This window comes from Serratia sp. CY32780 (assembly GCF_052169135.1).
Lineage (GTDB): Bacteria > Pseudomonadota > Gammaproteobacteria > Enterobacterales > Enterobacteriaceae > Serratia > Serratia sarumanii.
In genome coordinates this window covers 166,640-189,274 of the sequence record NZ_JBJNLI010000002.1, presented here as the reverse complement: position 1 = coordinate 189,274, position 22,635 = coordinate 166,640, and the positions used below count along the sequence as shown (strand labels likewise).

The 22,635-nt window shown below is 60.5% G+C and carries 19 protein-coding genes; 15 read left to right on the top strand and 4 right to left on the bottom strand.

Features of this window, described 5'->3' with window-relative positions; translation table 11 throughout:
* Positions 1-82 precede the first annotated feature (82 nt).
* Positions 83-1,249 (top strand): Na+/H+ antiporter NhaA, encoded by a 1,167-nt coding sequence (gene nhaA / locus ACJ8HH_RS14405; protein WP_033649145.1) that lies wholly within the window; start codon positions 83-85, stop codon positions 1,247-1,249.
* A gap of 192 nt (positions 1,250-1,441) precedes the next feature.
* Entirely contained in the window at positions 1,442-2,341 is a 900-nt protein-coding gene (nhaR, locus tag ACJ8HH_RS14400; protein WP_004932962.1) for a transcriptional activator NhaR, read from the top strand.
* A 71-nt stretch (positions 2,342-2,412) separates the two neighbouring features.
* On the opposite strand, the gene rpsT is transcribed toward nhaR, so the two are convergent.
* Positions 2,413-2,676 (bottom strand): 30S ribosomal protein S20, encoded by a 264-nt coding sequence (gene rpsT, locus ACJ8HH_RS14395; protein WP_004932960.1) that lies wholly within the window; start codon positions 2,674-2,676, stop codon positions 2,413-2,415.
* Between the two features lie 390 nt (positions 2,677-3,066).
* Here rpsT and ribF point away from each other — a divergent pair, with 390 nt between their 5' ends.
* Genes ribF through ispH form a run of 5 tightly spaced genes read left to right on the top strand, consistent with a single transcriptional unit; the run spans position 3,067 to position 8,783 of the window.
* A complete protein-coding gene (ribF, locus tag ACJ8HH_RS14390) occupies positions 3,067-4,005 on the top strand; it encodes a bifunctional riboflavin kinase/FAD synthetase (RefSeq protein ID WP_033649147.1) in 939 nt (312 codons plus the stop codon).
* Positions 4,006-4,037: 32 nt separating this feature from the next.
* Entirely contained in the window at positions 4,038-6,854 is a 2,817-nt protein-coding gene (ileS, locus tag ACJ8HH_RS14385; RefSeq protein ID WP_033649149.1) for an isoleucine--tRNA ligase, read from the top strand.
* A gap of 13 nt (positions 6,855-6,867) precedes the next feature.
* The gene (gene lspA / locus ACJ8HH_RS14380) at positions 6,868-7,377 is read left to right on the top strand and encodes a signal peptidase II (RefSeq protein ID WP_041033196.1); all 510 of its coding nucleotides are present in this window, start codon (positions 6,868-6,870) and stop codon (positions 7,375-7,377) included.
* 1 nt (position 7,378) lies between these two features.
* Entirely contained in the window at positions 7,379-7,849 is a 471-nt protein-coding gene (fkpB, locus tag ACJ8HH_RS14375; RefSeq protein ID WP_033637057.1) for an FKBP-type peptidyl-prolyl cis-trans isomerase, read from the top strand.
* Positions 7,830-8,783: a 4-hydroxy-3-methylbut-2-enyl diphosphate reductase gene (ispH, locus tag ACJ8HH_RS14370; protein ID WP_049196021.1), complete on the top strand. Its 954-nt coding sequence runs from the start codon at positions 7,830-7,832 to the stop codon at positions 8,781-8,783. The genes fkpB and ispH overlap by 20 nt, the downstream gene beginning before the upstream one ends.
* A 274-nt stretch (positions 8,784-9,057) precedes the next feature.
* On the opposite strand, the gene ACJ8HH_RS14365 is transcribed toward ispH, so the two are convergent.
* Positions 9,058-9,963 carry a LysR family transcriptional regulator gene (locus ACJ8HH_RS14365; RefSeq protein WP_223182365.1) on the bottom strand — a complete coding sequence of 302 codons (906 nt, stop codon included), beginning with the start codon at positions 9,961-9,963 and terminating at the stop codon, positions 9,058-9,060.
* A gap of 211 nt (positions 9,964-10,174) precedes the next feature.
* Between ACJ8HH_RS14365 and pvcA the strand changes: the two genes are divergently transcribed.
* From pvcA to dapB, 4 genes are all read left to right on the top strand, one after another.
* Positions 10,175-11,140, top strand: coding sequence for an L-tyrosine isonitrile synthase (pvcA, locus tag ACJ8HH_RS14360; RefSeq protein ID WP_033649152.1), 966 nt, complete (start codon positions 10,175-10,177; stop codon positions 11,138-11,140).
* A gap of 96 nt (positions 11,141-11,236) precedes the next feature.
* A complete protein-coding gene (locus ACJ8HH_RS14355; RefSeq protein WP_033649154.1) occupies positions 11,237-12,100 on the top strand; it encodes a TauD/TfdA dioxygenase family protein in 864 nt (287 codons plus the stop codon).
* Positions 12,101-12,124: 24 nt separating this feature from the next.
* On the top strand, positions 12,125-13,384 hold the full coding sequence (locus ACJ8HH_RS14350) for a glycosyltransferase (RefSeq protein WP_049196022.1): 1,260 nt from the start codon (positions 12,125-12,127) through the stop codon (positions 13,382-13,384).
* 263 nt (positions 13,385-13,647) lie between these two features.
* Positions 13,648-14,469 (top strand): 4-hydroxy-tetrahydrodipicolinate reductase, encoded by an 822-nt coding sequence (dapB, locus tag ACJ8HH_RS14345; protein ID WP_039568768.1) that lies wholly within the window; start codon positions 13,648-13,650, stop codon positions 14,467-14,469.
* Here dapB and ACJ8HH_RS14340 read toward each other — a convergent pair.
* Complete coding sequence (locus ACJ8HH_RS14340; RefSeq protein WP_152903835.1) at positions 14,464-14,823, bottom strand: hypothetical protein; 360 nt, start codon at positions 14,821-14,823, stop codon at positions 14,464-14,466. The two genes, dapB and ACJ8HH_RS14340, sit on opposite strands and share 6 nt — an antisense overlap.
* Before the next feature lie 116 nt (positions 14,824-14,939).
* On the opposite strand from ACJ8HH_RS14340, the gene carA reads away from it, so the two are divergent.
* The 4 genes from carA to kefC all read left to right on the top strand — a co-directional run bounded on the left by carA (position 14,940) and on the right by kefC (position 21,910).
* Positions 14,940-16,088 carry a glutamine-hydrolyzing carbamoyl-phosphate synthase small subunit gene (carA, locus tag ACJ8HH_RS14335; RefSeq protein ID WP_048232622.1) on the top strand — a complete coding sequence of 383 codons (1,149 nt, stop codon included), beginning with the start codon at positions 14,940-14,942 and terminating at the stop codon, positions 16,086-16,088.
* A gap of 17 nt (positions 16,089-16,105) precedes the next feature.
* On the top strand, positions 16,106-19,330 hold the full coding sequence (gene carB / locus ACJ8HH_RS14330; RefSeq protein WP_038873387.1) for a carbamoyl-phosphate synthase large subunit: 3,225 nt from the start codon (positions 16,106-16,108) through the stop codon (positions 19,328-19,330).
* A 176-nt stretch (positions 19,331-19,506) separates the two neighbouring features.
* On the top strand, positions 19,507-20,064 hold the full coding sequence (gene kefF, locus ACJ8HH_RS14325) for a glutathione-regulated potassium-efflux system oxidoreductase KefF (RefSeq protein WP_033637069.1): 558 nt from the start codon (positions 19,507-19,509) through the stop codon (positions 20,062-20,064).
* Positions 20,057-21,910: a glutathione-regulated potassium-efflux system protein KefC gene (kefC, locus tag ACJ8HH_RS14320; protein WP_033637070.1), complete on the top strand. Its 1,854-nt coding sequence runs from the start codon at positions 20,057-20,059 to the stop codon at positions 21,908-21,910. Before kefF ends, kefC begins: the two co-directional genes overlap by 8 nt.
* Before the next feature lie 35 nt (positions 21,911-21,945).
* Here the strand turns inward: kefC and ACJ8HH_RS14315 are convergent, their stop codons facing one another.
* Positions 21,946-22,560 (bottom strand): LysE family translocator, encoded by a 615-nt coding sequence (locus tag ACJ8HH_RS14315; RefSeq protein ID WP_015376619.1) that lies wholly within the window; start codon positions 22,558-22,560, stop codon positions 21,946-21,948.
* Positions 22,561-22,635 lie beyond the last annotated feature (75 nt).

Genomic DNA, 22,635 nt, shown 5'->3' with positions numbered 1-22,635 from the left:
CGAACTAAAACGCCCTCTATACTCACTTCATGACTGTGGTTTGCAGGGCGCTACGCCCTGCACAGATTTGGAGAGACGTACTGTGACCAATATCATTCGTCAATTTTTACGTCAGGAAGCTGCGGGCGGCATCATTCTGATCGCGGCGGCAATCGTCGCCCTGATCATGGCCAACACCCCGGCGCAGGGGATCTATCAGGCATTCCTTAACCTGCCGGTGATGGTGAAGATCGCTTCGCTGGAGATCGCCAAGCCGCTGCTGCTGTGGATCAACGATGGCCTGATGGCCATCTTCTTCCTGGTGGTGGGGCTGGAGGTCAAGCGCGAGTTGATGCAAGGCTCGCTGTCCGGGCGCGACAAGGCGGTGTTTCCGGCGATCGCCGCGCTGGGGGGCATGCTGGCGCCGGCGCTGATTTACCTGCTGTTCAACGGCGCGGATGAAGTCACCCGCCAGGGCTGGGCGATCCCGGCCGCGACCGATATCGCCTTCGCGCTGGGCGTAATGGCGCTGCTGGGCAACCGGGTGCCGACCAGCCTGAAAGTGTTCCTGCTGGCGTTGGCGATCATCGATGACCTGGGCGTGATTATCATCATCGCGCTGTTCTACACCCACGAAGTGTCGATGGTGGCGCTGGGCGTGGCGGCGGCGGCGACGGTGCTATTGGCGGTAATGAACTGGCGTGGCGTGGGTAAAACCTCGCTGTATATGATGGTCGGCCTGGTGTTGTGGGTAGCGATCCTCAAGTCCGGGGTGCATGCGACGCTGGCCGGGGTGATCGTCGGCTTTATGATCCCGCTGAACGTGAAGAAGGGGCCGTCGCCGTCGGAAACGCTGGAACATGAGCTGCACCCCTGGGTTGCGTTTATGATCCTGCCGCTGTTCGCTTTCGCCAACGCCGGGGTTTCTTTGCAGGGCGTATCGCTGGAAGGATTGACGTCGCTGCTGCCGGTTGGGATTGCGGCCGGCCTGTTTATCGGTAAGCCGCTGGGGATTTTCCTCTTCAGCCTGCTGGCGGTGAAAATGGGCATCGCCCGTTTGCCTGAAGGCATCGGCTTCAAACAGGTGTTTGCCGTTTCGGTGCTCTGCGGCATTGGTTTCACCATGTCGATTTTTATCGCCTCGCTGGCGTTCGGCGATGCGGATGCGGCGCTCAGCACCTATTCCCGCCTGGGGATCTTGTTGGGCTCCACCGCTGCGGCGGTGGTAGGGTATGGATTGCTGCGTCTGGCGTTGCCGCGCGTACGTTAATCCTGAATGTGCCCGGTAAGGGCACATAATAAAATGGCTGGTCGGAGCTGCACGGTATAAAATATGTGCAGCTTCGGCCGTTGTTCGTTGGGACTAATGGGGCTATACGTTGTCTGAAGCAGGGAAAGGAAGTTTGTCGCTCGTCACGGCACACCGTTTGCCGCTGCGAAACGTTGTTAAGGAGAGCCGCTCGTGAGGATGTCGCATATCAACTTTAATCACCTTTACTATTTCTGGCAGGTCTGCAAGGCCGGTTCCGTGGTCGGTGCCGCCGAAGCGTTGTTTCTGACGCCGCAGACCATCACCGGCCAGATCAAAGCGCTGGAAGAACGGTTGGACGGCAAGCTGTTCAAACGCCAGGGGCGCGGGTTGGTGCCTTCGGAGCTGGGGCAACTGGTGTTTCGTTATGCCGACAAGATGTTTATGCTCAGCCAGGAAATGCTGGATATCGTCAACTACCGCAAAGAGTCGAATCTGCTGTTCGACGTCGGCGTGGCCGATGCGTTGTCGAAGCGCCTGGTCAGCCAGGTATTGGAAACGGCGGTGGTGGTGGACAACGAACAGATCCACCTGCGTTGCTTTGAATCGACGCACGAGATGCTGCTGGAGCAGCTCAGCCAGCACAAGCTGGATATGATCCTGTCGGATTGTCCGGTGGACTCCAGCCAGCAGGAAGGGCTGTTCTCGCTGAAGCTGGGCGAGTGCGGCATCAGCTTCTTCTGCCGTCAGCCGGCGCCGGAGCTGCCGTTCCCGGCTTGTCTGGAGCAGCGCAAACTGCTGATCCCCGGCCGCCGCTCGATGCTGGGGCGCAAGCTGCTCAACTGGTTCAATACGCAGGGCATTCAGGTGGAGATCCTGGGCGAGTTCGACGATGCGGCGCTGATGAAGGCCTTCGGCATGTATCACAATGCGATTTTCGTGGCGCCGACGTTGTATGCGCAGGATACCTACAACGATGACAACGTGGTGGAGATTGGGCGCATCGACAGCGTGCAGGAGGAGTATTACATCATCTTCGCCGAGCGCATGATCCAGCATCCGGCGGTGCAGCGCGTGTGCAACAAAGATTTTTCTGCGCTGTTTTCCTGCTAGCGGTTCACTGAACGCAGGACGTAAAAAAACCGGCCTGAGCCGGTTTTTTTATCAAGCAGATAACGAAATGCTTATTGCATTGCGTTGATGCGTGCAGTCAGATTTGACTTATGACGCGCTGCTTTGTTTTTGTGGATCAGGCCTTTAGCTGCCTGACGGTCCACCAGTGGCTGCATTACCAGGAATGCATTTTGTGCTGCTTCTTTGTCGCCAGCTGCGATAGCTGCGTCTACCTTCTTGATGAAGGTACGCACCATTGAGCGACGGCTTGCGTTATGCTTGCGGCGTTTCTCAGACTGTACGGCGCGTTTCTTAGCTGATTTGATATTAGCCAAGGTCCAACTCCCAAATATATTCTATTGAGGACAATTCAAAGGCCGAGGAATATGCCCTTTTAGCCTTCGTTTGTCAATGGATTTGTGCAAATAAGCGCCGTTTGTACAGGCGGCACTCGCTACGTTGTGATGGCGCAGGATTTTACCAGCTTCGCTCTTGGGAATACAGTGTTTCGCGAGAAAATTCGCCAATGTTTTGCCGCGGCGGGCGCAAGCCGTTGGCTGCGGTCGAGAATCGGCCCGGCGGCGCCGGATAAACTGCGGCGAAGCCGTTTCACGCGCAGATTATCTCCGGTATGGTGTGTCTATTACATAAAGGCACCAATCGCGGGTTAACCTTACCGGCTGTACAAGGTATAATCCGCCGATTTCCACTGTTTTGAGCCAGCTATGGAGCTAATTCGCGGCATTCACAATATCCGGGCGCGCCACCATGGTTGCGTGCTCACCATCGGCAACTTTGACGGCGTGCATCGCGGTCATCAGGCGTTGCTGGAGCAGTTGAAGCAACAAGGGCAACGCCTCGGGCTGCCGGTGATGGTCATGATCTTTGAGCCGCAGCCGCTGGAGATGTTCGCCGCAGACAAGGCGCCGGCCCGCTTGACGCGCCTGCGCGACAAGGCCAACTACCTGGCGCAGGCGGGCGTCGATTACCTGCTCTGCGTCAAGTTCGATCCGCGTTTTGCCGCCAACACCGCGCAGGCGTTCGTCGCCGAGCTGCTGGTGGAAAAGCTGGGCGTCAAATTCCTGATGGTGGGGGATGATTTTCGCTTTGGCGCCGGGCGCCAGGGCGATTTTCCGCTATTGCAGCAGGCCGGAAAAGAGTACGGCTTCGAGGTGGTCAGCACCCCGACCTTCCGCGAAGGCGATCGGCGCATCAGCAGCACCGCGATCCGCACCGCGCTGAGCGAGGACGATCTGCCGCTGGCGGAGACCCTGCTGGGCCACCCGTACAGCATCTCCGGGCGCGTGGTGCATGGCGACGAGCTGGGCCGCACCATCGGCTTCCCGACCGCCAACCTGCCGCTCAAGCGCCTGGTGGCGCCGGTGAAAGGGGTGTATGCGGTGGAAGTGTACGGCCTGGGGCCGCAGCCGCTGCCGGGCGTGGCCAATATCGGTACGCGCCCGACCGTCGCCGGCGTGCGCCAGCAGCTGGAAGTGCATCTGCTGGATGTCACAATGGATCTTTACGGGCGCCATATTGAGGTGGTGCTCCGCGCAAAATTGCGCAATGAACAGCGGTTTGCTTCGCTCGATGCCCTGAAGCAGCAAATCGCCAATGATGTGGTGACGGCCCGGAAGTTCTTCGGGCTACAGACACCGGTTTAATCTCTATAGCCGAAAACGGAACCGAGAATCTAATGAGTGACTACAAGAATACCCTGAACTTGCCGGAAACAGGGTTCCCGATGCGCGGCGATCTCGCCAAGCGCGAACCTGGCATGCTGCAACGTTGGTATGAACAGGATCTGTACGGGATTATTCGTACTGCCAAAAAGGGCAAAAAAACCTTCATTTTGCATGACGGCCCTCCGTATGCGAACGGCAGCATTCACATTGGTCACTCGGTTAACAAGATTCTCAAAGACATTATCATCAAGTCGAAAGGGATGGCCGGCTTCGACTCGCCTTATGTGCCGGGTTGGGACTGCCACGGCCTGCCGATCGAACTGAAGGTTGAACAGCTGTACGGCAAACCGGGCGAGAAGCTGACGGCGGCCGAGTTCCGCCAGAAGTGCCGCGAGTACGCGGCCGAGCAGGTTGAAGGCCAGAAAAAGGACTTCATCCGCCTGGGCGTGCTGGGCGACTGGGATCGTCCGTACCTGACCATGGACTTCAAAACCGAAGCCAACATCATCCGCGCGCTGGGCAAGATCATCAGCAACGGCCACCTGCTGAAAGGCGCCAAGCCGGTTCACTGGTGCACCGACTGCGGATCGTCGCTGGCGGAAGCGGAAGTGGAGTATTACGACAAGACTTCGCCGTCGATCGACGTGACTTTCCATGCGGCCGACGCGGCTGCCGTGGCGGCCAAGTTCGGCGTGAGCAACTTCAGCGGCGCCATCTCCCTGGTTATCTGGACCACCACCCCGTGGACCCTGCCGGCCAACCGCGCGATCTCGCTGCACCCGGACTTCACCTATCAGCTGGTGCAGGTTGACGGCCAGTGCCTGATCCTGGCGGCCGAACTGGTGGAAAGCGTGATGAAACGCGCCGGCATCACCGAATGGACGGTGCTGGGCAGCTGCAAAGGCGCCGATCTGGAGCTGCTGCGCTTCAAACACCCGTTTATGGGCTTCGACGTGCCGGCCATTATGGGCGAGCACGTGACGCTGGACGCCGGTACCGGTGCGGTGCATACCGCAGGTGGCCACGGTCCGGATGACTTCGTCATCAGCCAAAAATACGGTCTGGAGATCGCCAACCCGGTAGGGCCGAACGGCTGCTACCTGACCGGTACCCATCCGCTGCTGGACGGCAAGTTCGTCTTCAAGGCCAACGATCTGATCGTCGATCTGCTGCGTGAGAAAGGCGCGCTGCTGCACGTCGAGAAGTTCCTGCACAGCTACCCGTGCTGTTGGCGCCATAAGACGCCGATCATCTTCCGCGCCACGCCGCAATGGTTCATCAGCATGGATCAGAAAGGCCTGCGTCAGCAGTCGCTGGAAGAGATCAAAGGCGTGCAGTGGATCCCGGATTGGGGCCAGGCGCGCATCGAAATGATGGTGGCCAACCGCCCGGACTGGTGCATCTCGCGTCAGCGCACCTGGGGCGTGCCGATGTCGCTGTTCGTGCATAAAGAAACCGAGCAGCTGCACCCGCGCAGCGTTGAGCTGATGGAAGAAGTGGCCAAGCGCGTCGAGCAAGACGGCATTCAGGCCTGGTGGGATCTGGACGCCGCCGACATCCTCGGCGCGGACGCCGCCGACTACGTGAAAGTGCCGGATACGCTGGACGTGTGGTTCGACTCCGGTTCCACCCACGCTTCGGTGGTCGACGTGCGTCCTGAGTTCCACGGCCACAGCGCCGACATGTATCTGGAAGGCTCCGACCAACACCGCGGCTGGTTCATGTCATCGCTGATGATCTCCACCGCGATGAAAGGCAAGGCGCCTTATAAAGAAGTGCTGACCCACGGCTTCACCGTTGACGGCCAGGGCCGCAAGATGTCCAAGTCGATCGGCAACACCGTCAGCCCGCAGGACGTGATGAACAAGCTGGGCGGCGACATTCTACGCCTGTGGGTGGCGTCGACCGATTACACCGGCGAGATTGCGGTGTCCGACGAGATCCTCAAGCGTTCCGCCGACTCTTATCGCCGCATCCGCAACACCGCGCGCTTCCTGCTGGCCAACCTGAACGGGTTCGAGCCGAGCACCGATTGCGTGGCGCCGGAAGACATGGTGGTGCTGGATCGCTGGGCGGTCGGCCGTGCGCTGGCGGCGCAGCAGGATATCGAGCAGGCTTACGCCAACTACGATTTCCATGAAGTGGTGCAGCGTCTGATGCAGTTCTGCTCGGTCGAGATGGGCTCCTTCTACCTGGATATCATCAAGGATCGTCAGTACACCGCGAAGAGCGACAGCGTCGCCCGCCGCAGCTGCCAGACCGCGCTGTATCACATCGTGGAAGCGCTGGTGCGCTGGATGGCGCCGATCATGTCGTTCACTGCGGACGAGATCTGGGGCTTCATGCCGGGCAAGCGCGCGCAGTACGTGTTCACCGAAGAGTGGTACGACGGCCTGTTCGGGCTGGCGGAAGGCGAGCCGATGAACGACGCTTTCTGGGCCGAGCTGCTGAAAGTGCGCGGCGAAGTGAACAAGGTGCTGGAGCAGGCGCGTGCCGACAAACGCCTCGGCGGTTCGCTGGAAGCGGCGGTAACGCTGTATGCCGACAGCGAGCTGGCGGCGCGCCTGAACAGCCTGCAGGATGAGCTGCGCTTCGTGCTGCTGACCTCTGCGGCAAGCGTGGCGCCATTGGCGGAGGCGCCGGCCGACGCGCAGGCTTCCGAGCTGCTGAAAGGGCTGAAGATCGCCTTCAGCACGGCACCGGGTGAGAAGTGCCCGCGCTGCTGGCATTACACCACCGATATCGGCCTGGTGGCGGAGCACGCAGACATCTGCGGCCGCTGTGTGAGCAACGTCGCCGGTGACGGCGAGAAGCGTAACTTTGCCTGAGAACTCGCGCCTGATGAGTAAATCAATTTGTTCGACCGGCCTGCGTTGGCTGTGGGTTGTGGTGGCGGTGCTGGCGCTGGATTTCGGCAGCAAGCAGTGGATCCTCGCTAACTTTACGCTGGGGCAGTCCCAGCCGTTGATCCCGTCGTTCAACCTGTTTTACGCGCGCAACTACGGCGCCGCGTTCAGCTTCCTCGCCGATCACGGCGGCTGGCAGCGCTGGTTCTTCGCCGGCATCGCCATCGCCATCGTTGCGGTGCTGCTGGTGATGATGTACCGCAGTGCGGCGCAGCAGAAGCTGAACAACATCGCCTACGCCTTTATCATCGGCGGGGCGCTGGGCAATCTGTTCGACCGCCTGTGGCACGGTTTCGTGGTCGATTTCATCGACTTCTACGTTGGTGACTGGCACTACCCGACCTTCAATCTGGCGGACAGCTTTATCTGCGTGGGCGCGGCGATGATCGTGCTGGAAGGTTTCCTGTCGCCGGCGAACAAAAGCGCAAAGAGTAAAGGTGAGTAATATGACGGCTCAGGTTATCAGTGACAGCGCGGTGCTGGTTCACTTTACGCTGAAACTGGAAGACGGTTCGACCGCCGAATCCACCCGCAGCAGCGGCAAGCCGGCGCTGTTTCGCCTCGGGGACGGCAGCCTGTCGGCACCGCTGGAAGCGCAGCTGCTTGGCCTGCGCGCGGGCGACAAATGCGCCTTTACCCTGCAGCCGGAAGCGGCGTTCGGCGCGGAGAACCCGGATCTGGTCCAGTTCTTCTCGCGCCGCGACTTCGCGGAAACCGGCGTGCCGGACGTGGGCACCATCATGCTGTTTACCGCCATCGACGGCAGTGAAATGCCGGGCGTGGTGCGCGCGGTGGCGGAAGATTCGATCACCGTCGATTTCAACCATCCGCTGGCGGGCCACCCGGTGACCTTCGATATCGAAGTGCTGGAGATCGATCCGCAGCAGGAGGAGATGCATGCAAATATTGCTGGCTAACCCGCGCGGCTTCTGCGCCGGGGTTGATCGTGCGATCAGCATCGTGGAACGCGCGCTGGAGCTGTATGGCGCGCCGATCTACGTGCGGCATGAAGTGGTGCACAACCGCTACGTGGTCGACAGCCTGCGTGAGCGCGGCGCGGTGTTTATCGAAGAGATCGCGGAAGTGCCGGACGGCTCTATCCTGATCTTCTCGGCGCACGGCGTTTCTCAGGCGGTGCGTGCCGAAGCCAAGGCGCGCGATCTGACCATGCTGTTCGACGCCACTTGCCCGCTGGTGACCAAGGTGCATATGGAAGTAGCGCGCGCCAGCCGCCGCGGCACCGAAGCGATCCTGATCGGCCACGCCGGGCACCCGGAGGTGGAAGGCACCATGGGCCAGTACAGCAACCCGCAGGGTGGCATGTACCTGGTCGAATCGCCGGAAGACGTGTGGAAGCTGCAGGTGAATGACGAAAACAACCTGTGCTTCATGACGCAGACCACGCTGTCGGTGGATGATACCTCGGACGTGATCGACGCCTTGCGTCAGCGTTTCCCGAAAATTATCGGGCCACGTAAGGATGATATCTGCTACGCCACTACCAACCGTCAGGAAGCGGTGCGCAACCTGGCCGGCGATGCGGACGTGGTGCTGGTGGTGGGGTCGAAGAACTCCTCCAACTCCAACCGTCTGGCGGAACTGGCGCAGCGCGTCGGCAAACCGGCTTATCTGATCGACTCGGCGGCGGATATTCAGGAAAGCTGGCTGAGCGGGGCGCGCCATATCGGCGTTACCGCCGGCGCCTCGGCACCGGATGTGCTGGTGCAGGAGGTGATCTCTCGCCTGAAAGCGCTGGGTGGCCTGGACGTGCATGAAATCAGCGGGCGTGAAGAGAACATCGTGTTTGAAGTGCCTAAAGAGCTGCGCGTGGACGTTCGTCAGATCGACTGACATGCGCCGGCGGATGACAACGGGGAGCTTAGGCTTCCCGTTTTTTTTGGAAAGCGCGCCGCGTAAAAAAATAATATTCCATGCATATTCAAATTTTCTGCTAACTAAAGTCAAATTTATTCTGAGTATTTGAAATAACGTCGATGTGATTAATTATATAGGCTGGCGAAAAGTCATTAATAAAAATATCATTAGGCTGCAATCTAAATGGGGCCCGGTGTTGGCAAGGTGATTACAATAATTACAATAATAGATGTTGCAGATGTTTCTTATTTTATTCCTGCCGAATATGTTCTACGGGGCTTAATCCCTTCTCCTGCAAATAGAGTTTCATATGTTCAAGCAATCGTCTGACTTTTAATGGCTGGATCTCCCGGCGCGGCATAATGGCATAGCAATTAATTTCCGGTAACCGCCAATCGGGCAATATTTCAATCAGCTCGCCGCTGCGCAATTCACGTTCAACGTTGGCGAAGAAATTGCGAATGATACCCTTGCCGGTCAGCGCCAACTCCTTCATCGCCATACCGCTGTTGGTGAACAAGCGCCCGGTCATACGCATGCGGTGTTCACCGCCGTTGCGATGGATCAGGCGGACAAACTGCGGGTTGCCGAGCGGCGTAAAGGTGACCCATTGGTGGTGCGTCAGCGCCTGTGGCGAATCCGGCACGCCGTGATGCGCCAGGTAGGCTGGCGAGGCGCACAGCACTTCGCGGCAGCGCGCCAGCCGCGTGGAAACGTAGCTGGAGTCGGCCAGCACGCCGCCGCGTATCGCCAGATCGATGCGCTGCGTGATGAGATCTATCTTCTCATCGTGAATTTCCAGCCGCAGCGTGAGACGGGGATGTTCGTCGAGAAAACTTTGCAGCGCCGGCACCAGATAGTGAGTGGCGAATTCGGTGGAGGTGGCGACGCGCAGCTCACCGACCAGTTCGCCGCGCAGTGCGGCGATCCGTTGTTGGCCACGTTCGGCGGCGTGGATCATCAGCAGGCAATCTTCATAAAAGCACAATCCGGCTTCGGTCAGACTCAATGAGCGCGTCGAGCGCAGCAGTAATTGAATGCCCAGATGTTCTTCCAACTGGCGAATATGCTGGCTGACGGCGGAAGTCGTCATGCCCAATTCTTTTGCCGCCATGCTGAATGCGCCGCAATCGACCACTTTTGAGAAAATGGCCATGCGTTTTAAAATATTGCTCATAGTTTGTTAAGCACAACTTAACCAAGATTGTGAATTATACGGGCTAATAATATAGCACTATCTCTTCTATATTGCCTGAAGCACATAAACGCCGGGCTGATTATTATTTCGCAGAGTTTTTTCTCTTTTTGATAAATCTTATTGCGCTTATCAATAATGCACCCGCGCCACATCGCAACAGGAGCTCATTGTGGACAGCGCTCAGAAAGAAGAAATATCGTTAAAAATCCTACGTGAATTATTGCAATACCGCCGCCGCTTCCCCGGCGACGATACCTCGATTGCCGAAGAAGAACGGCGGGTCACTCAGGTGCAATTGCCGCGCATTCGGGCATTCATTGAAAACGAGCAACGTATCGAATTCGTGCTGCCGGCCTTTCCCACCAAGTCGCCCAACACCAACAAAGTGATCGGCGCGGTGCCGGACATGGCGGAGCGGCTGTCGCTGATCTTCCTCAACTCGCTGTGCCAGCGCATTCAACTCTATTACCCGCCGGGGGCGCATATCGTTATCTGCTCCGACGGCCACGTGTTCGGCGATCTGATCCGCGTCAGCGATGAAGCGATCAACCACTATCAGCGTGAGATTGAAAGCCTGCTGCATGAAGTGGGCGCGACGCACCTGAGCGTGTTCAACCTCGGCGACGTCAAAGGCCTGGCGGAACATACCGATGATTACGATCTGCTGCGCCGGCTGTTGGTGGAGGGCTATGCCGAAACGGAAGAGGCGATCAAGCAACAGCTGATGCAGGACGAACAGGGCCTCTTGCTGTACCGCGCCATCACGCGCTTCCTGTATGAAGACAGCCAGCTGCCGGGCTACAGCGGTTCCAACGCCGCGCTGCAGAAAGACGCCAAACAACGTGCCTGCGGCGTGATCCAGCGCAGCTGGGCCTGGGGCAACCTGCTGGCGCAGCATTTCCCGGCGGCGATCCGCCTGTCGATTCACCCGCAACCGGCCGACAGCCTGAAAATGGGCATCCACATGATGCCGACCAAAGACGACTGGCTGACGCCGTGGCACGGCGTGGCGGCCAACGTGAACGGCCAGTTCGTGCTGATGAAGCGTAAAGACGCGCAGAGCCTGGACGGCGAACTGGTGGAGATCCGCGGCACGCCGAGCCATTACCTGATCGAACAACCGCAGATGGCCTGAGGCCGTGGCGGGCTTTTGCGCCCGAAATCCTGGCGGGCGCGTTTTTGACGGCACGTTGCCGTGTGAGCAGCACATTCGATGCAAGGAGAATCACCGATGAACAACCAACCGCTTAATTGCCATATTCAACCGAATACCCCGTTCGGCGCGATCCTGACGCCGCAGCATCCGGGGCAAAAGATCGGCGAGCTGCCGGTGGCGGCGCTGCGGGCGCTGGCGCAGGAACACCACTTGCTGGTGCTGCGCGGATTCGACTCGGGTTTCAGCGAGGCGGAAGTTCTGACTCGCTACGCTGAGCAGTGGGGCGAGATCATGATGTGGCCGTTCGGCGCGGTGCTGGACGTGAAGGAGCATCCGGACGCCAAGGATCATATTTTCGACAGCAGCTACGTCCCGCTGCACTGGGATGGCATGTATAAGCCGACCATCCCCGAGTTTCAGCTGTTCCACTGCGTGGCGGCGCCGTCGCCGGACGAAGGCGGATGCACCACCTTCGTCGACACCACGCGGCTGTTGGCCAATGCGGACGAAGCGCTGCTGGATCAGTGGCTGTCGGTCTCGATCACCTACCGCATCAAGCAGGTGGTGCATTACGGCGGCGAAGTCTGTTCGCCGCTGGTGGTGCAGCACCCGAACGGCAGGGGCTTAATCATGCGCTACAATGAACCGCCGACGGAAGGAAAAAAATTCCTCAATCAACATGCGCTGGAATACCACGGCGTGCCGGAACACCAGCAGGAACAGTTCCACCACACTCTGCAGCAGCATCTGTACGATCCGCGTCACTATTATGCCCACCAATGGCAACAGGGCGACGTGGTGGTGGCGGACAACTTCTCGCTGCTGCACGGCCGTGAGGGCTTTACCGCCCGTTCCGCGCGTCATTTGCAGCGCGTGCATATTCAGAGCAACCCGGTGTGCGCCAATCTGGCGCTGAAGCCGGCCAACGCAGAAGCGTAAAGGAGCATTATGGCAAGGATACTGATGGCGGCGGTCGCCACTCCGGGGCACGTCTACCCGATGTTAGCCATCGCTCGCCACCTGATTGCCCAAGGGCATCAGGTGCGGGTGATGACCGGCGCGCTATTTCGCGAACGCGCCGAGGCGGCGGGCGCGAGCTTCGTGCCGTTCGACGCGCAGGTGGATTTCGATTACCGCCACCTGGAAGAGCACTTCCCCGAGCGCGCCGCGCTGCCGCCGGGCAATGCGCAGATGGCGCTGGCGCTGAAGGATTTCTTCGCCGCGCCGATCCCGTTGCTGGATCGGCAGCTGCGTGCGGCCATCGCCGCCGAAAAGACCGATCTGCTGATGGTGGAGAACTGCTTCTACGGCGTGCTGCCGCTGCTGCAGTCCGCCGCGCGGCCGCCGGTCTTCGGTATCGGCGTTACGCCGCTGTCGTATTCTTCGCGCGATGCTATTTTTTATGGCCCGCGTATCCCGCCGGCGCTGCTGCCGCAGGCGTTGACCCGTGAGCAGCTGGTGGATGAGGAAACGCGCGTGCTGATCGATGACGTGCAGCAGAGCTTCGATGCGGCGCTGCTGCAGGCGGGCGGGCGGGCGCTGGATCGCCCGTTCACCGACGCGCTGATCGGCGGCTGCGAGCGTTTCCTGCAGCTGGCTACCACGGCGCTGGAATATGAGCGTGACGATCTGCCGAGCGGCGTGCGATTCGTCGGCCCGCTGCGCAGCGGCGGCCAGCCGGCGGCGGAAGAGACGCTGTGGGAGGCGGACGATCGTCGGCCGCTGGTGATCGTGTCTCAGGGCACGCTGGCCAATGTCGATCTGCATCAGCTGATCGTGCCGACGCTGCAAGCGCTGGCGCATCTGCCGGTGCGGGTGCTGGCCACCACCGGCGGACGGGCGACGGGAGGGCTGATGGACGCGCTGCCGGGCAATGCCAGAGTGCGGGAGTTTATCTCCTTCGAACGCTGGCTGCCGGAGACGGCGCTGCTGATCACCAACGGCGGTTACGGCTCGATCAACTATGCGCTGGACAGCGGCGTGCCGCTGATCGTCGCCGGCACCGGCGAGGACAAGCTGGAGGCGGCCGCGCGCGTGGTGGCCGCCGGCTGTGGCATCAGCCTGCACACCAGCACGCCGAGCGCCGAACAGATCCTGGCGGCGGCGACGCGCATTCTGCAGCAGCCGATCTATCGGCAACGTGCGGCGCTGGTGCGTGAGGACTATGCCCGCCACGACGCGCTGACGGCTATCGCCAACGAAGTGGCCGCCATTACCGCCTGACCTCGCCGTTCTCCCTTCCGCAGGCGCCGTTTTCGGCGCCTTTTTTCCGCATTTTTTTGCCATGGAAACTGCATGATTATGTACAATCGTCGCAGGCCGCCAAATCGGTTGAATGTTAATCTCACGACAGCGCCGCTGATGAAAGCGGGGGAATATCATAATTTTCTAATTATGAAATGAATCCTCTGGCGACGCTGAAGCGGGGCGGTTACCCTGAATCGATAGCCTAATGGGATAGGCGTCAAATCAAGAAGAGAGCAAGCATGAGTGATACACAAATCCGCATTGCGATTGCGGGCGCCGGCGGCCGGATGGGCCGTCAGTTGATCCAGGCGGTGCAGCAGGCGGAAGGCGTGGTATTGGGGGCGGCGCTGTCGCGCCCGGGTTCCAGCCTGATCGGCGTCGACGCCGGTGAGCTGGCGGGCATTGGCGCGCTGGGCGTCAAGGTGAGCGACAGTCTGGAGAAGGTGGCGAACGAGTTCGATATTTTGATCGACTTCACCCGCCCGGAAAGCACCCGGGGCTACCTGGATTTTTGCGTGGCGCACCACAAGGCGATGGTGATTGGCACTACCGGCTTCGATGACGCCGGCAAGCTGGCGATCCGCGATGCGGCGCAGCATATCGGCATCGTGTTCGCCGCCAACTTCAGCGTCGGCGTCAACCTGGTGCTGAAACTGCTGGAGAAGGCCGCGCAGGTGATGGGCGACTATACCGATATCGAAATCGTTGAGGCGCACCACCGCCACAAAGTGGATGCGCCGTCGGGCACGGCGTTGGCCATGGGCGAAGCGATCGCCGGCGCGCTGGGGCGCGATCTGAAAAGCTGCGCGGTCTATGCGCGCGAAGGCCATACCGGCGAGCGCGATCCGAAAAGCATCGGCTTTGCCACCATTCGCGCTGGCGACATCGTCGGCGAGCACACCGCGATGTTCGCCGACATCGGTGAACGGGTGGAAATCACCCATAAAGCCTCTAGCCGTATGACTTTTGCCAGCGGCGCGGTGCGCGCGGCTTCCTGGTTACATAACCGGGATAAAGGTCTGTTTGATATGCGAGATGTGTTGAATCTGGACCAATTATAATTGATTTGCATACCATCGTGATGTGGTTGTATTGATCATAATACTATGATAATCGGACAATAAATTTATTGTCCTTTTTTTTAACATTAAAAATGAAGTGTTGGTTTGATTTTGTTGTCCTGATTGTTGTTTATCGATGATTATCTCGCTAATCACTCCGTTTTCATCCACCAGATCCCATTTCAGCGTCTTTTTGAGCCCATTCTGGCGCCATTTTCCGTCATTCAGCTTCGCAACCGTTTTCCAGCCCCGGTTTTCTGTGTTTTTATCGACGCTCAAGCCGCATGAGCGCCGAGAACTGCAAAAATAAAACAAAAAACGGCAGTTTGGGTAGACAAGCTGGGCACTCATCATTAAAATGCGCCCAATTTGCCAAAAATTGGCCTCGCGGACGGTTTTTGCATTGATTTAGATCGCGATATCTGAATTAATATGCAAATATTGTGATTGATTATTCCTCGGAGGATGTTTTGATAAAGTCAGCGCTATTGGTTCTGGAAGACGGAACCCAATTCCACGGTCGGGCCATCGGGGCAGAGGGAACGGCAGTGGGGGAAGTGGTCTTCAATACGTCGATGACCGGTTATCAAGAAATCCTCACTGATCCTTCCTATTCCCGCCAGATCGTTACTCTTACTTATCCTCATATCGGCAATGTCGGCACCAATGCTTCCGACGAAGAATCCTCCGCAGTACACGCCCAAGGCCTCGTCATTCGTGACCTCCCGCTGATCGCCAGCAACTACCGCAACGAAGAAAGCCTGTCCGACTACCTCAAGCGTCACAACATCGTGGCGATCGCCGATATCGATACCCGTAAATTAACCCGCCTGCTGCGCGAGAAGGGCGCCCAGAACGGCTGCATCATCGCCGCCGACTCGCCGGACGCCGCGCTGGCCCTGGCCAAGGCGCAAGGTTTCCCGGGGTTGAAGGGCATGGATCTGGCGAAAGAGGTCACCACCCAAGAGGCTTACAGCTGGCAGCAAGGCAGCTGGACGCTTGAAGGCGACCTGCCTGAAGCTAAGACCGCCGCGGAACTGCCGTTCCACGTGGTGGCTTATGACTACGGCGCCAAGCGCAACATCCTGCGCATGCTGGTGGATCGCGGCTGCCGCCTGACCGTGGTGCCGGCGCAGACCCCGGCCGACGAGGTGCTGAAAATGAATCCGGACGGCATCTTCCTGTCCAACGGCCCGGGCGACCCGGAGCCGTGCGACTACGCCATCGCCGCCATCAAACAGTTTCTGGAAACCGACATTCCGGTGTTCGGCATCTGCCTGGGCCACCAGCTGCTGGCGCTGGCCAGCGGGGCGAAAACCATGAAGATGAAGCTCGGCCACCACGGCGGCAACCACCCGGTGAAGGATCTGGACAACAACACCGTGATGATCACCGCGCAGAACCACGGCTTCGCCGTCGATGAAAACAACCTGCCGGCGAACCTGCGCGTCACGCACAAATCGCTGTTCGACCACACGGTGCAGGGTATTCACCGCACCGACAAGGCGGCGTTCAGCTTCCAGGGTCACCCGGAAGCCAGCCCAGGCCCGCACGATGCCGCGCCGCTGTTCGATCACTTTATCGAACTGATTGAGACTTACCGTTCTAACGCCAAATAATCAGGAGCAGTAAAAAAATGCCAAAACGTACAGACATAAAAAGCATCCTGATCCTCGGCGCTGGCCCGATCGTTATCGGCCAGGCGTGTGAGTTCGACTACTCGGGTGCCCAGGCGTGTAAAGCGCTGCGCGAAGAGGGTTACCGCGTCATTCTGGTCAACTCCAACCCGGCGACCATCATGACCGACCCGGAAATGGCCGACGCGACCTACATCGAGCCGATCCACTGGGAAGTGGTGCGCAAGATCATCGAAAAAGAGCGCCCGGATGCGGTGCTGCCGACCATGGGCGGCCAGACGGCGCTGAACTGCGCGCTGGAGCTGGAGCGTCAGGGCGTGCTGGCCGAGTTCGGCGTGACCATGATCGGCGCCACCGCCGATGCGATCGACAAGGCCGAAGACCGTCGCCGTTTCGACGTGGCGATGAAGAAAATCGGTCTGGACACCGCGCGTTCCGGCATTGCGCACACCATGGAAGAAGCGCTGGCGGTCGCCGCTGACGTCGGCTTCCCGTGCATCATCCGCCCTTCCTTTACCATGGGCGGCACCGGCGGCGGCATCGCCTACAACCGCGAAGAGTTCGAAGAGATCTGCGAACGCGGCCTGGATCTGTCGCCGACCAACGAGCTGCTGATCGATGAATCGCTGATCGGTTGGAAAGAGTACGAGATGGAGGTAGTGCGTGATAAGAACGACAACTGCATCATCGTCTGCTCCATCGAAAACTTCGACGCCATGGGCATCCACACCGGCGACTCGATCACCGTCGCGCCGGCCCAGACCCTGACCGACAAGGAATACCAAATCATGCGCAACGCCTCGATGGCGGTGCTGCGTGAGATCGGCGTGGAAACCGGCGGCTCCAACGTGCAGTTCTCGGTCAACCCGAAAACCGGCCGCCTGATCGTTATCGAAATGAACCCGCGCGTGTCGCGCTCTTCGGCGCTGGCGTCGAAAGCCACCGGCTTCCCCATCGCCAAGATCGCCGCCAAGCTGGCGGTGGGCTACACCCTCGATGAGCTGATGAACGACATCACCGGCGGCCGCACCCCTGCATCGTTCGAACCGTCCATCGACTACGTCGTGACCAAGATCCCGCGCTTCAACTTCGAGAAGTTCGCCGGCGCCAACGACCGCCTGACCACCCAGATGAAATCGGTCGGCGAAGTGATGGCCATCGGCCGCACCCAGCAGGAGTCGCTGCAAAAAGCGCTGCGCGGCCTGGAAGTGGGCGCCACCGGCTTCGACCCGAAAGTGAGCCTGGACGATCCGGAAGCGCTGACCAAAATCCGCCGCGAGCTGAAAGACGCCGGCTCTGACCGCATCTGGTACATCGCCGACGCCTTCCGCGCCGGTCTGTCGGTTGACGGCGTCTTCAACCTGACCAACGTCGACCGCTGGTTCCTGGTGCAGATTGAAGAGCTGGTGCGCCTGGAAGAGCAAGTGGCCGAAGCGGGCATCAACGGCCTGAACAAAGCGTTCCTGCGCACCCTAAAGCGCAAGGGCTTCGCCGATGCGCGTCTGGCCAAGCTGGCCGGCGTCGCCGAGAGCGAAATTCGCAAGCTGCGCCACAGCCACGGCCTGCATCCGGTGTACAAGCGCGTGGATACCTGCGCGGCGGAATTCGCCACCGACACCGCCTACATGTACTCCACCTATGAAGAAGAGTGCGAGTCCAACCCGACCAACGACCGGCCGAAAGTGATGGTGCTGGGCGGCGGGCCGAACCGTATCGGCCAGGGCATCGAGTTCGACTACTGCTGCGTGCACGCCTCGCTGGCGCTGCGCGAAGACGGCTACGAGACCATCATGGTCAACTGCAACCCGGAAACCGTCTCCACCGACTACGACACCTCCGACCGTCTGTATTTCGAGCCGGTAACGCTGGAAGACGTGCTGGAAATCGTGCGCATAGAGAAGCCGAAGGGCGTGATCGTGCAGTACGGCGGCCAGACCCCGCTGAAGCTGGCGCGTGAGCTGGAAGCCGCGGGCGTGCCGATCATCGGCACCAGCCCGGACGCCATCGACCGCGCCGAAGACCGCGAGCGCTTCCAGCAGGCGGTTAACCGTCTGGGCCTGAAGCAGCCGGCCAACGCCACCGTCACCGCCATCGAGCAGGCGGTGGAGAAGGCGGCGGGCATCGGCTATCCGCTGGTGGTGCGCCCTTCCTACGTGCTGGGCGGCCGGGCGATGGAAATCGTCTATGACGAAACCGACCTGCGCCGTTACTTCCAGACTGCGGTCAGCGTGTCCAACGATGCGCCGGTGCTGCTGGACCGCTTCCTGGACGACGCGGTGGAAGTGGACGTCGACGCCATCTGCGACGGCGAGCGCGTGCTGATTGGCGGCATCATGGAGCACATCGAGCAGGCGGGCGTGCACTCCGGCGACTCCGCGTGTTCGCTGCCGGCGTACACCCTGAGCCAGGAAATTCAGGACGTGATGCGTCGCCAGGTGGAAAAACTGGCGTTCGAGCTGCAGGTACGCGGCCTGATGAACGTGCAGTTCGCGGTGAAAGACAACGAAGTCTACCTGATTGAAGTCAACCCGCGCGCCGCGCGCACCGTGCCGTTCGTCTCCAAAGCGACCGGCGTGCCGTTGGCCAAGGTGGCCGCGCGCGTAATGGCGGGCAAAACGCTGGTCGAGCAGGGCGTGACCGAAGAAATTATCCCGCCGTACTACTCGGTGAAAGAAGTGGTGCTGCCGTTCAACAAATTCCCGGGCGTCGACCCGATTCTGGGGCCGGAAATGCGCTCTACCGGGGAAGTGATGGGCGTGGGCCGCACCTTTGCGGAAGCCTTCTCCAAAGCGATGCTGGGCAGCAACTCGGGCATGAAGAAACAGGGCCGCGCGCTGCTGTCGGTGCGTGAAGGCGACAAGGCTCGCGTGGTCGATTTGGCCGCCAGCCTGCTGAAGCAAGGCTTCGAGCTGGACGCCACCCACGGCACCGCGGTGGTGCTGGGCGAAGCGGGCATCAACCCGCGCTTGGTCAACAAGGTGCACGAAGGGCGTCCGCACATTCAGGATCGTATCAAGAACGGCGAGTACACCTACATCGTCAACACCACGGCCGGCCGTCAGGCGATTGAGGACTCCAAGCTGATTCGCCGCAGCGCCCTGCAGTACAAGGTGCACTACGACACCACGTTGAACGGCGGCTTCGCCACCGCGATGGCGCTGAAAGCGGATCCGACCGAGCAGGTGACGTCGGTGCAGGAAATGCACGCGCGCATCGGCAAGTAACCGCGCGATAACACTACGCCAGGGGCGCTGCAGTTCAATGCAGCGCCCTTTTTTTATTCAGCGAATTTGTCGGCAGGCGTTAAAAATTTCCGCTATCAATCAGTGGCCAAACTGTCACCCTGTGTGATTGGTATATGCTTGGTGTATTGGCAAGGAACGAAGGAACGACGATAACAATGATTCTGATAATTTACGCTCACCCGTATCCCCGGCATTCGCATGCCAATCAGCGCCTGCTGCAGGCGGTGAGGGATCTCCCCGAGGTAGAGGTGCGCTCGCTGTATGAGCTGTACCCCGATTTCAATATCGATATCAACGCCGAGCAGCGGGCGCTGGAGCGCGCCGACCTGGTGGTGCTGCAGCATCCGATGCAGTGGTACAGCTTCCCGCCGCTGTTGAAGCTGTGGATCGACAAAGTGCTGGAGCACGGCTGGGCCTACGGCCACGACGGCAACGCGCTGGTGGGTAAAGACTGCCTGTGGGCGGTGACCAGCGGCGGCGACGAGCACCACTTCGAGCTGGGCGACTTTCCCAACTTCGCTGCGCTGGCGCAGCCGCTGCAGGCCACGGCGATCTACTGCGGCATGAACTGGCAACCCTATTTTGCCGTACATAATACTTTTACCTGCAACGAACCGGCGCTGCTCGCCGCCGGCGAAGCCTACCGGCAGCGGTTGGTCGACTATCTGATGGAACATGCCGAAGCGGAAACTCGGGAGGCCAGCCATGGATAATCACCACATGATGATCGAGGGGCTGATCTACCTCGGCTCCGCCGCGCTGTTCGTGCCGATCGCGGTGCGTCTGGGGCTGGGCTCGGTGCTCGGCTACCTGATCGCCGGCTGCATCATTGGCCCCTGGGGGCTGAAGCTGGTGTCGGACGCCGAGTCGATCCTGACCTTCGCCGAGATCGGCGTGGTGCTGATGCTGTTTATCATCGGCCTGGAGCTGGATCCCAAGCGGCTGTGGACGCTGCGCGCCTCGGTGTTCGGCGGCGGCAGCATTCAGATGGTGGGCTGCGGCCTGGCGTTGAGCGCCTTCTGTTACTTCCTCGGCCTCAACTGGAAGGTGGCGCTGCTGATCGGCCTGACGCTGGCCCTCTCATCCACCGCCATTGCCATGCAGGCGATGAGCGAACGCAATTTGACGCCGTCGCCGATCGGCCGCAGCGCGTTTGCGGTGCTGCTGTTCCAGGATATCGCGGCGATCCCGCTGGTGGCGATGATCCCGCTGCTGGCCAGCAGCGGCGCCACCACCACGCTGGGCGCTTTCGTGCTGTCGGCGGCCAAGGTGGTGGGCGCGTTGACGATGGTGGTGCTGCTCGGCCGCTACGTCACCCGCCCGCTGCTGCACTTCGTCGCCCGTTCGGGCATGCGCGAGGTGTTCAGCGCCGTGGCGCTGTTCCTGGTGTTCGGCTTCGGCATCCTGCTGGAGATGGCCGGGCTGTCGATGGCGATGGGGGCGTTCCTCGCCGGGGTGCTGCTGGCGAGCTCGGAATACCGCCACGCGCTGGAGAGCGATATTCAGCCGTTCAAAGGGCTGCTGCTGGGGCTGTTCTTTATCGGCGTCGGCATGTCGATCGACTTCGGCACGCTGTTCCATCACCCGCTGCTGATCGCCTCGCTGCTGCTGGGCTTTATGCTGATCAAGGCGGCGCTGCTGTGGCTGATTGGGCCGCTGCTCGGCGTGCCGAAGCGCCAGCGCGGCCTGTTTGCCATTCTGCTGGGGCAGGGCAGTGAATTCGCCTTCGTGATCTTCAGCGCCGCGCAGCTGGCCGGCGTACTGCCGGTCGAATGGGCCAAGTCGCTGACGCTGGCGGTGGCGCTGTCGATGGCGGCCACGCCGCTGCTGTTGGTGATCGCCGCGCAGCTGGAGAAAAATGCGCCGAAAGAGGAGCGCCCGGCGGACGTCATCGACGACGAAAATGCCAGCGTGATCATCGCCGGCTTCGGCCGTTTCGGCCAGATCGCCGGCCGCTTGCTGCTGGCCAACGGCGTACACACCGTGGTGCTGGATCACGATCCGGACCATATCGAAACGCTGCGCAAATTCGACACCAAGGTGTTCTACGGCGACGCCACGCGCGCCGATCTGCTGGAGGCCGCTGGCGCCGCCCACGCCAAGGTGCTGATCAACGCCATCGATGACGTGGAAGACAGCCTGGCGCTAACCGAGCTGGCCAGGCAGCACTTCCCGCATCTGAAGGTGGTGGCACGGGCGCGCGACGTCGATCACTGGTATCAGCTGCGGCAGCTAGGGGTGGAAAAACCGGAGCGCGAAACCTTCGAAAGCTCGCTGCGCGTCGGCCGTGAAACGCTGGAGCTGCTGGGGCTGGACGCCTATGAGGCGCGCGAGAAGGCGGACACGTTCCGCCGCTATAACCTGAAGATGCTGGAAGACACGCTGGAGAATTATCAGGACACCGAGTTCCGCATCGCCAGCCTGCAGCGGGCCAAGGAGATGCTCAGCGCGGCCATCGAGCAGGATCAGAATCGGCTGGCGCGGGTGCAGCAGACCGGCTGGCGCGGCAGTATCGACGGCAAGGCGCCGGAGGACGAGGTGGTGGAAGCCAAAGGATAAGAGTAGGGGCGCCAGATCGGCGCCCCTTCTTTTGCTTAGCTCAGCGCGACCTTGATGCCCAAGGCGATCAGCATGCCGCCCAGCAGCTTGTCGACGATCTTCTGGGTCTTTTCCAACCCGCGGCGCACCGGCCCGCTCTGGATCAGGAACACCAGCAGCGGCCACCAGATAACCGACAGGCCGAGAATAATCCCCGCGTACCACAGCTTGTCGCCCAGACCGGAATCGATCTGCAGCACCTGGGTGAACACCGCCAGGAAGAACAGGGTGGCCTTCGGGTTCAGCAGGTTGCACAGGTAGCCTTGCGCAAAGGCGCTCTTCAGGCTGACCTGCTGCTGCGGCAGATTGCTGACGTTCATCTTGCCGCCGCCGCGCGAAAGCAGCGCCTGGATGCCGATCCACACCAGATAGACCGCCCCGGCGTATTTCAGCAGGTTAAACAGCCACGGCGTGGTGGTGATCACCACCGCCAGCCCGGCGACGCAGTAGGACATGTGGGTGGCGACGCCGCAGATCACGCCGAAGGCGGTCATCATGGCGGCCAGCCGCGGATAGCGGGCGGCATTTTTGATCACCAGGAAAAAATCCGGGCCGGGGGAGAGCATGCCGAGGGCGGCAATGCCGGCGACGAACAGTGAAGTTTCAAGCATGGGAGCGTCTCGCGCAAAAGACAGAGTTCTGGCGATAATAACGCCGCTTCCTCTGATGCGCATCAACCCAATGAG

Coding starts and splice junctions, on each gene's coding strand:
- kefC (WP_033637070.1), top strand. CDS start 20,057: ATGGATAATCACCACATGATGATCGAGGGGCTGATCTACCTCGGCTCC.
- fkpB (WP_033637057.1), top strand. CDS start 7,379: ATGACGGCTCAGGTTATCAGTGACAGCGCGGTGCTGGTTCACTTTACG.
- ACJ8HH_RS14315 (WP_015376619.1), bottom strand. CDS start 22,560: ATGCTTGAAACTTCACTGTTCGTCGCCGGCATTGCCGCCCTCGGCATG.
- carB (WP_038873387.1), top strand. CDS start 16,106: ATGCCAAAACGTACAGACATAAAAAGCATCCTGATCCTCGGCGCTGGC.
- ACJ8HH_RS14350 (WP_049196022.1), top strand. CDS start 12,125: ATGGCGGCGGTCGCCACTCCGGGGCACGTCTACCCGATGTTAGCCATC.
- ACJ8HH_RS14365 (WP_223182365.1), bottom strand. CDS start 9,963: ATGGCCATTTTCTCAAAAGTGGTCGATTGCGGCGCATTCAGCATGGCG.
- kefF (WP_033637069.1), top strand. CDS start 19,507: ATGATTCTGATAATTTACGCTCACCCGTATCCCCGGCATTCGCATGCC.
- lspA (WP_041033196.1), top strand. CDS start 6,868: ATGAGTAAATCAATTTGTTCGACCGGCCTGCGTTGGCTGTGGGTTGTG.
- ileS (WP_033649149.1), top strand. CDS start 4,038: ATGAGTGACTACAAGAATACCCTGAACTTGCCGGAAACAGGGTTCCCG.
- ispH (WP_049196021.1), top strand. CDS start 7,830: ATGCAAATATTGCTGGCTAACCCGCGCGGCTTCTGCGCCGGGGTTGAT.
- ACJ8HH_RS14355 (WP_033649154.1), top strand. CDS start 11,237: ATGAACAACCAACCGCTTAATTGCCATATTCAACCGAATACCCCGTTC.
- ACJ8HH_RS14340 (WP_152903835.1), bottom strand. CDS start 14,823: ATGATGAGTGCCCAGCTTGTCTACCCAAACTGCCGTTTTTTGTTTTAT.
- dapB (WP_039568768.1), top strand. CDS start 13,648: ATGAGTGATACACAAATCCGCATTGCGATTGCGGGCGCCGGCGGCCGG.
- ribF (WP_033649147.1), top strand. CDS start 3,067: ATGGAGCTAATTCGCGGCATTCACAATATCCGGGCGCGCCACCATGGT.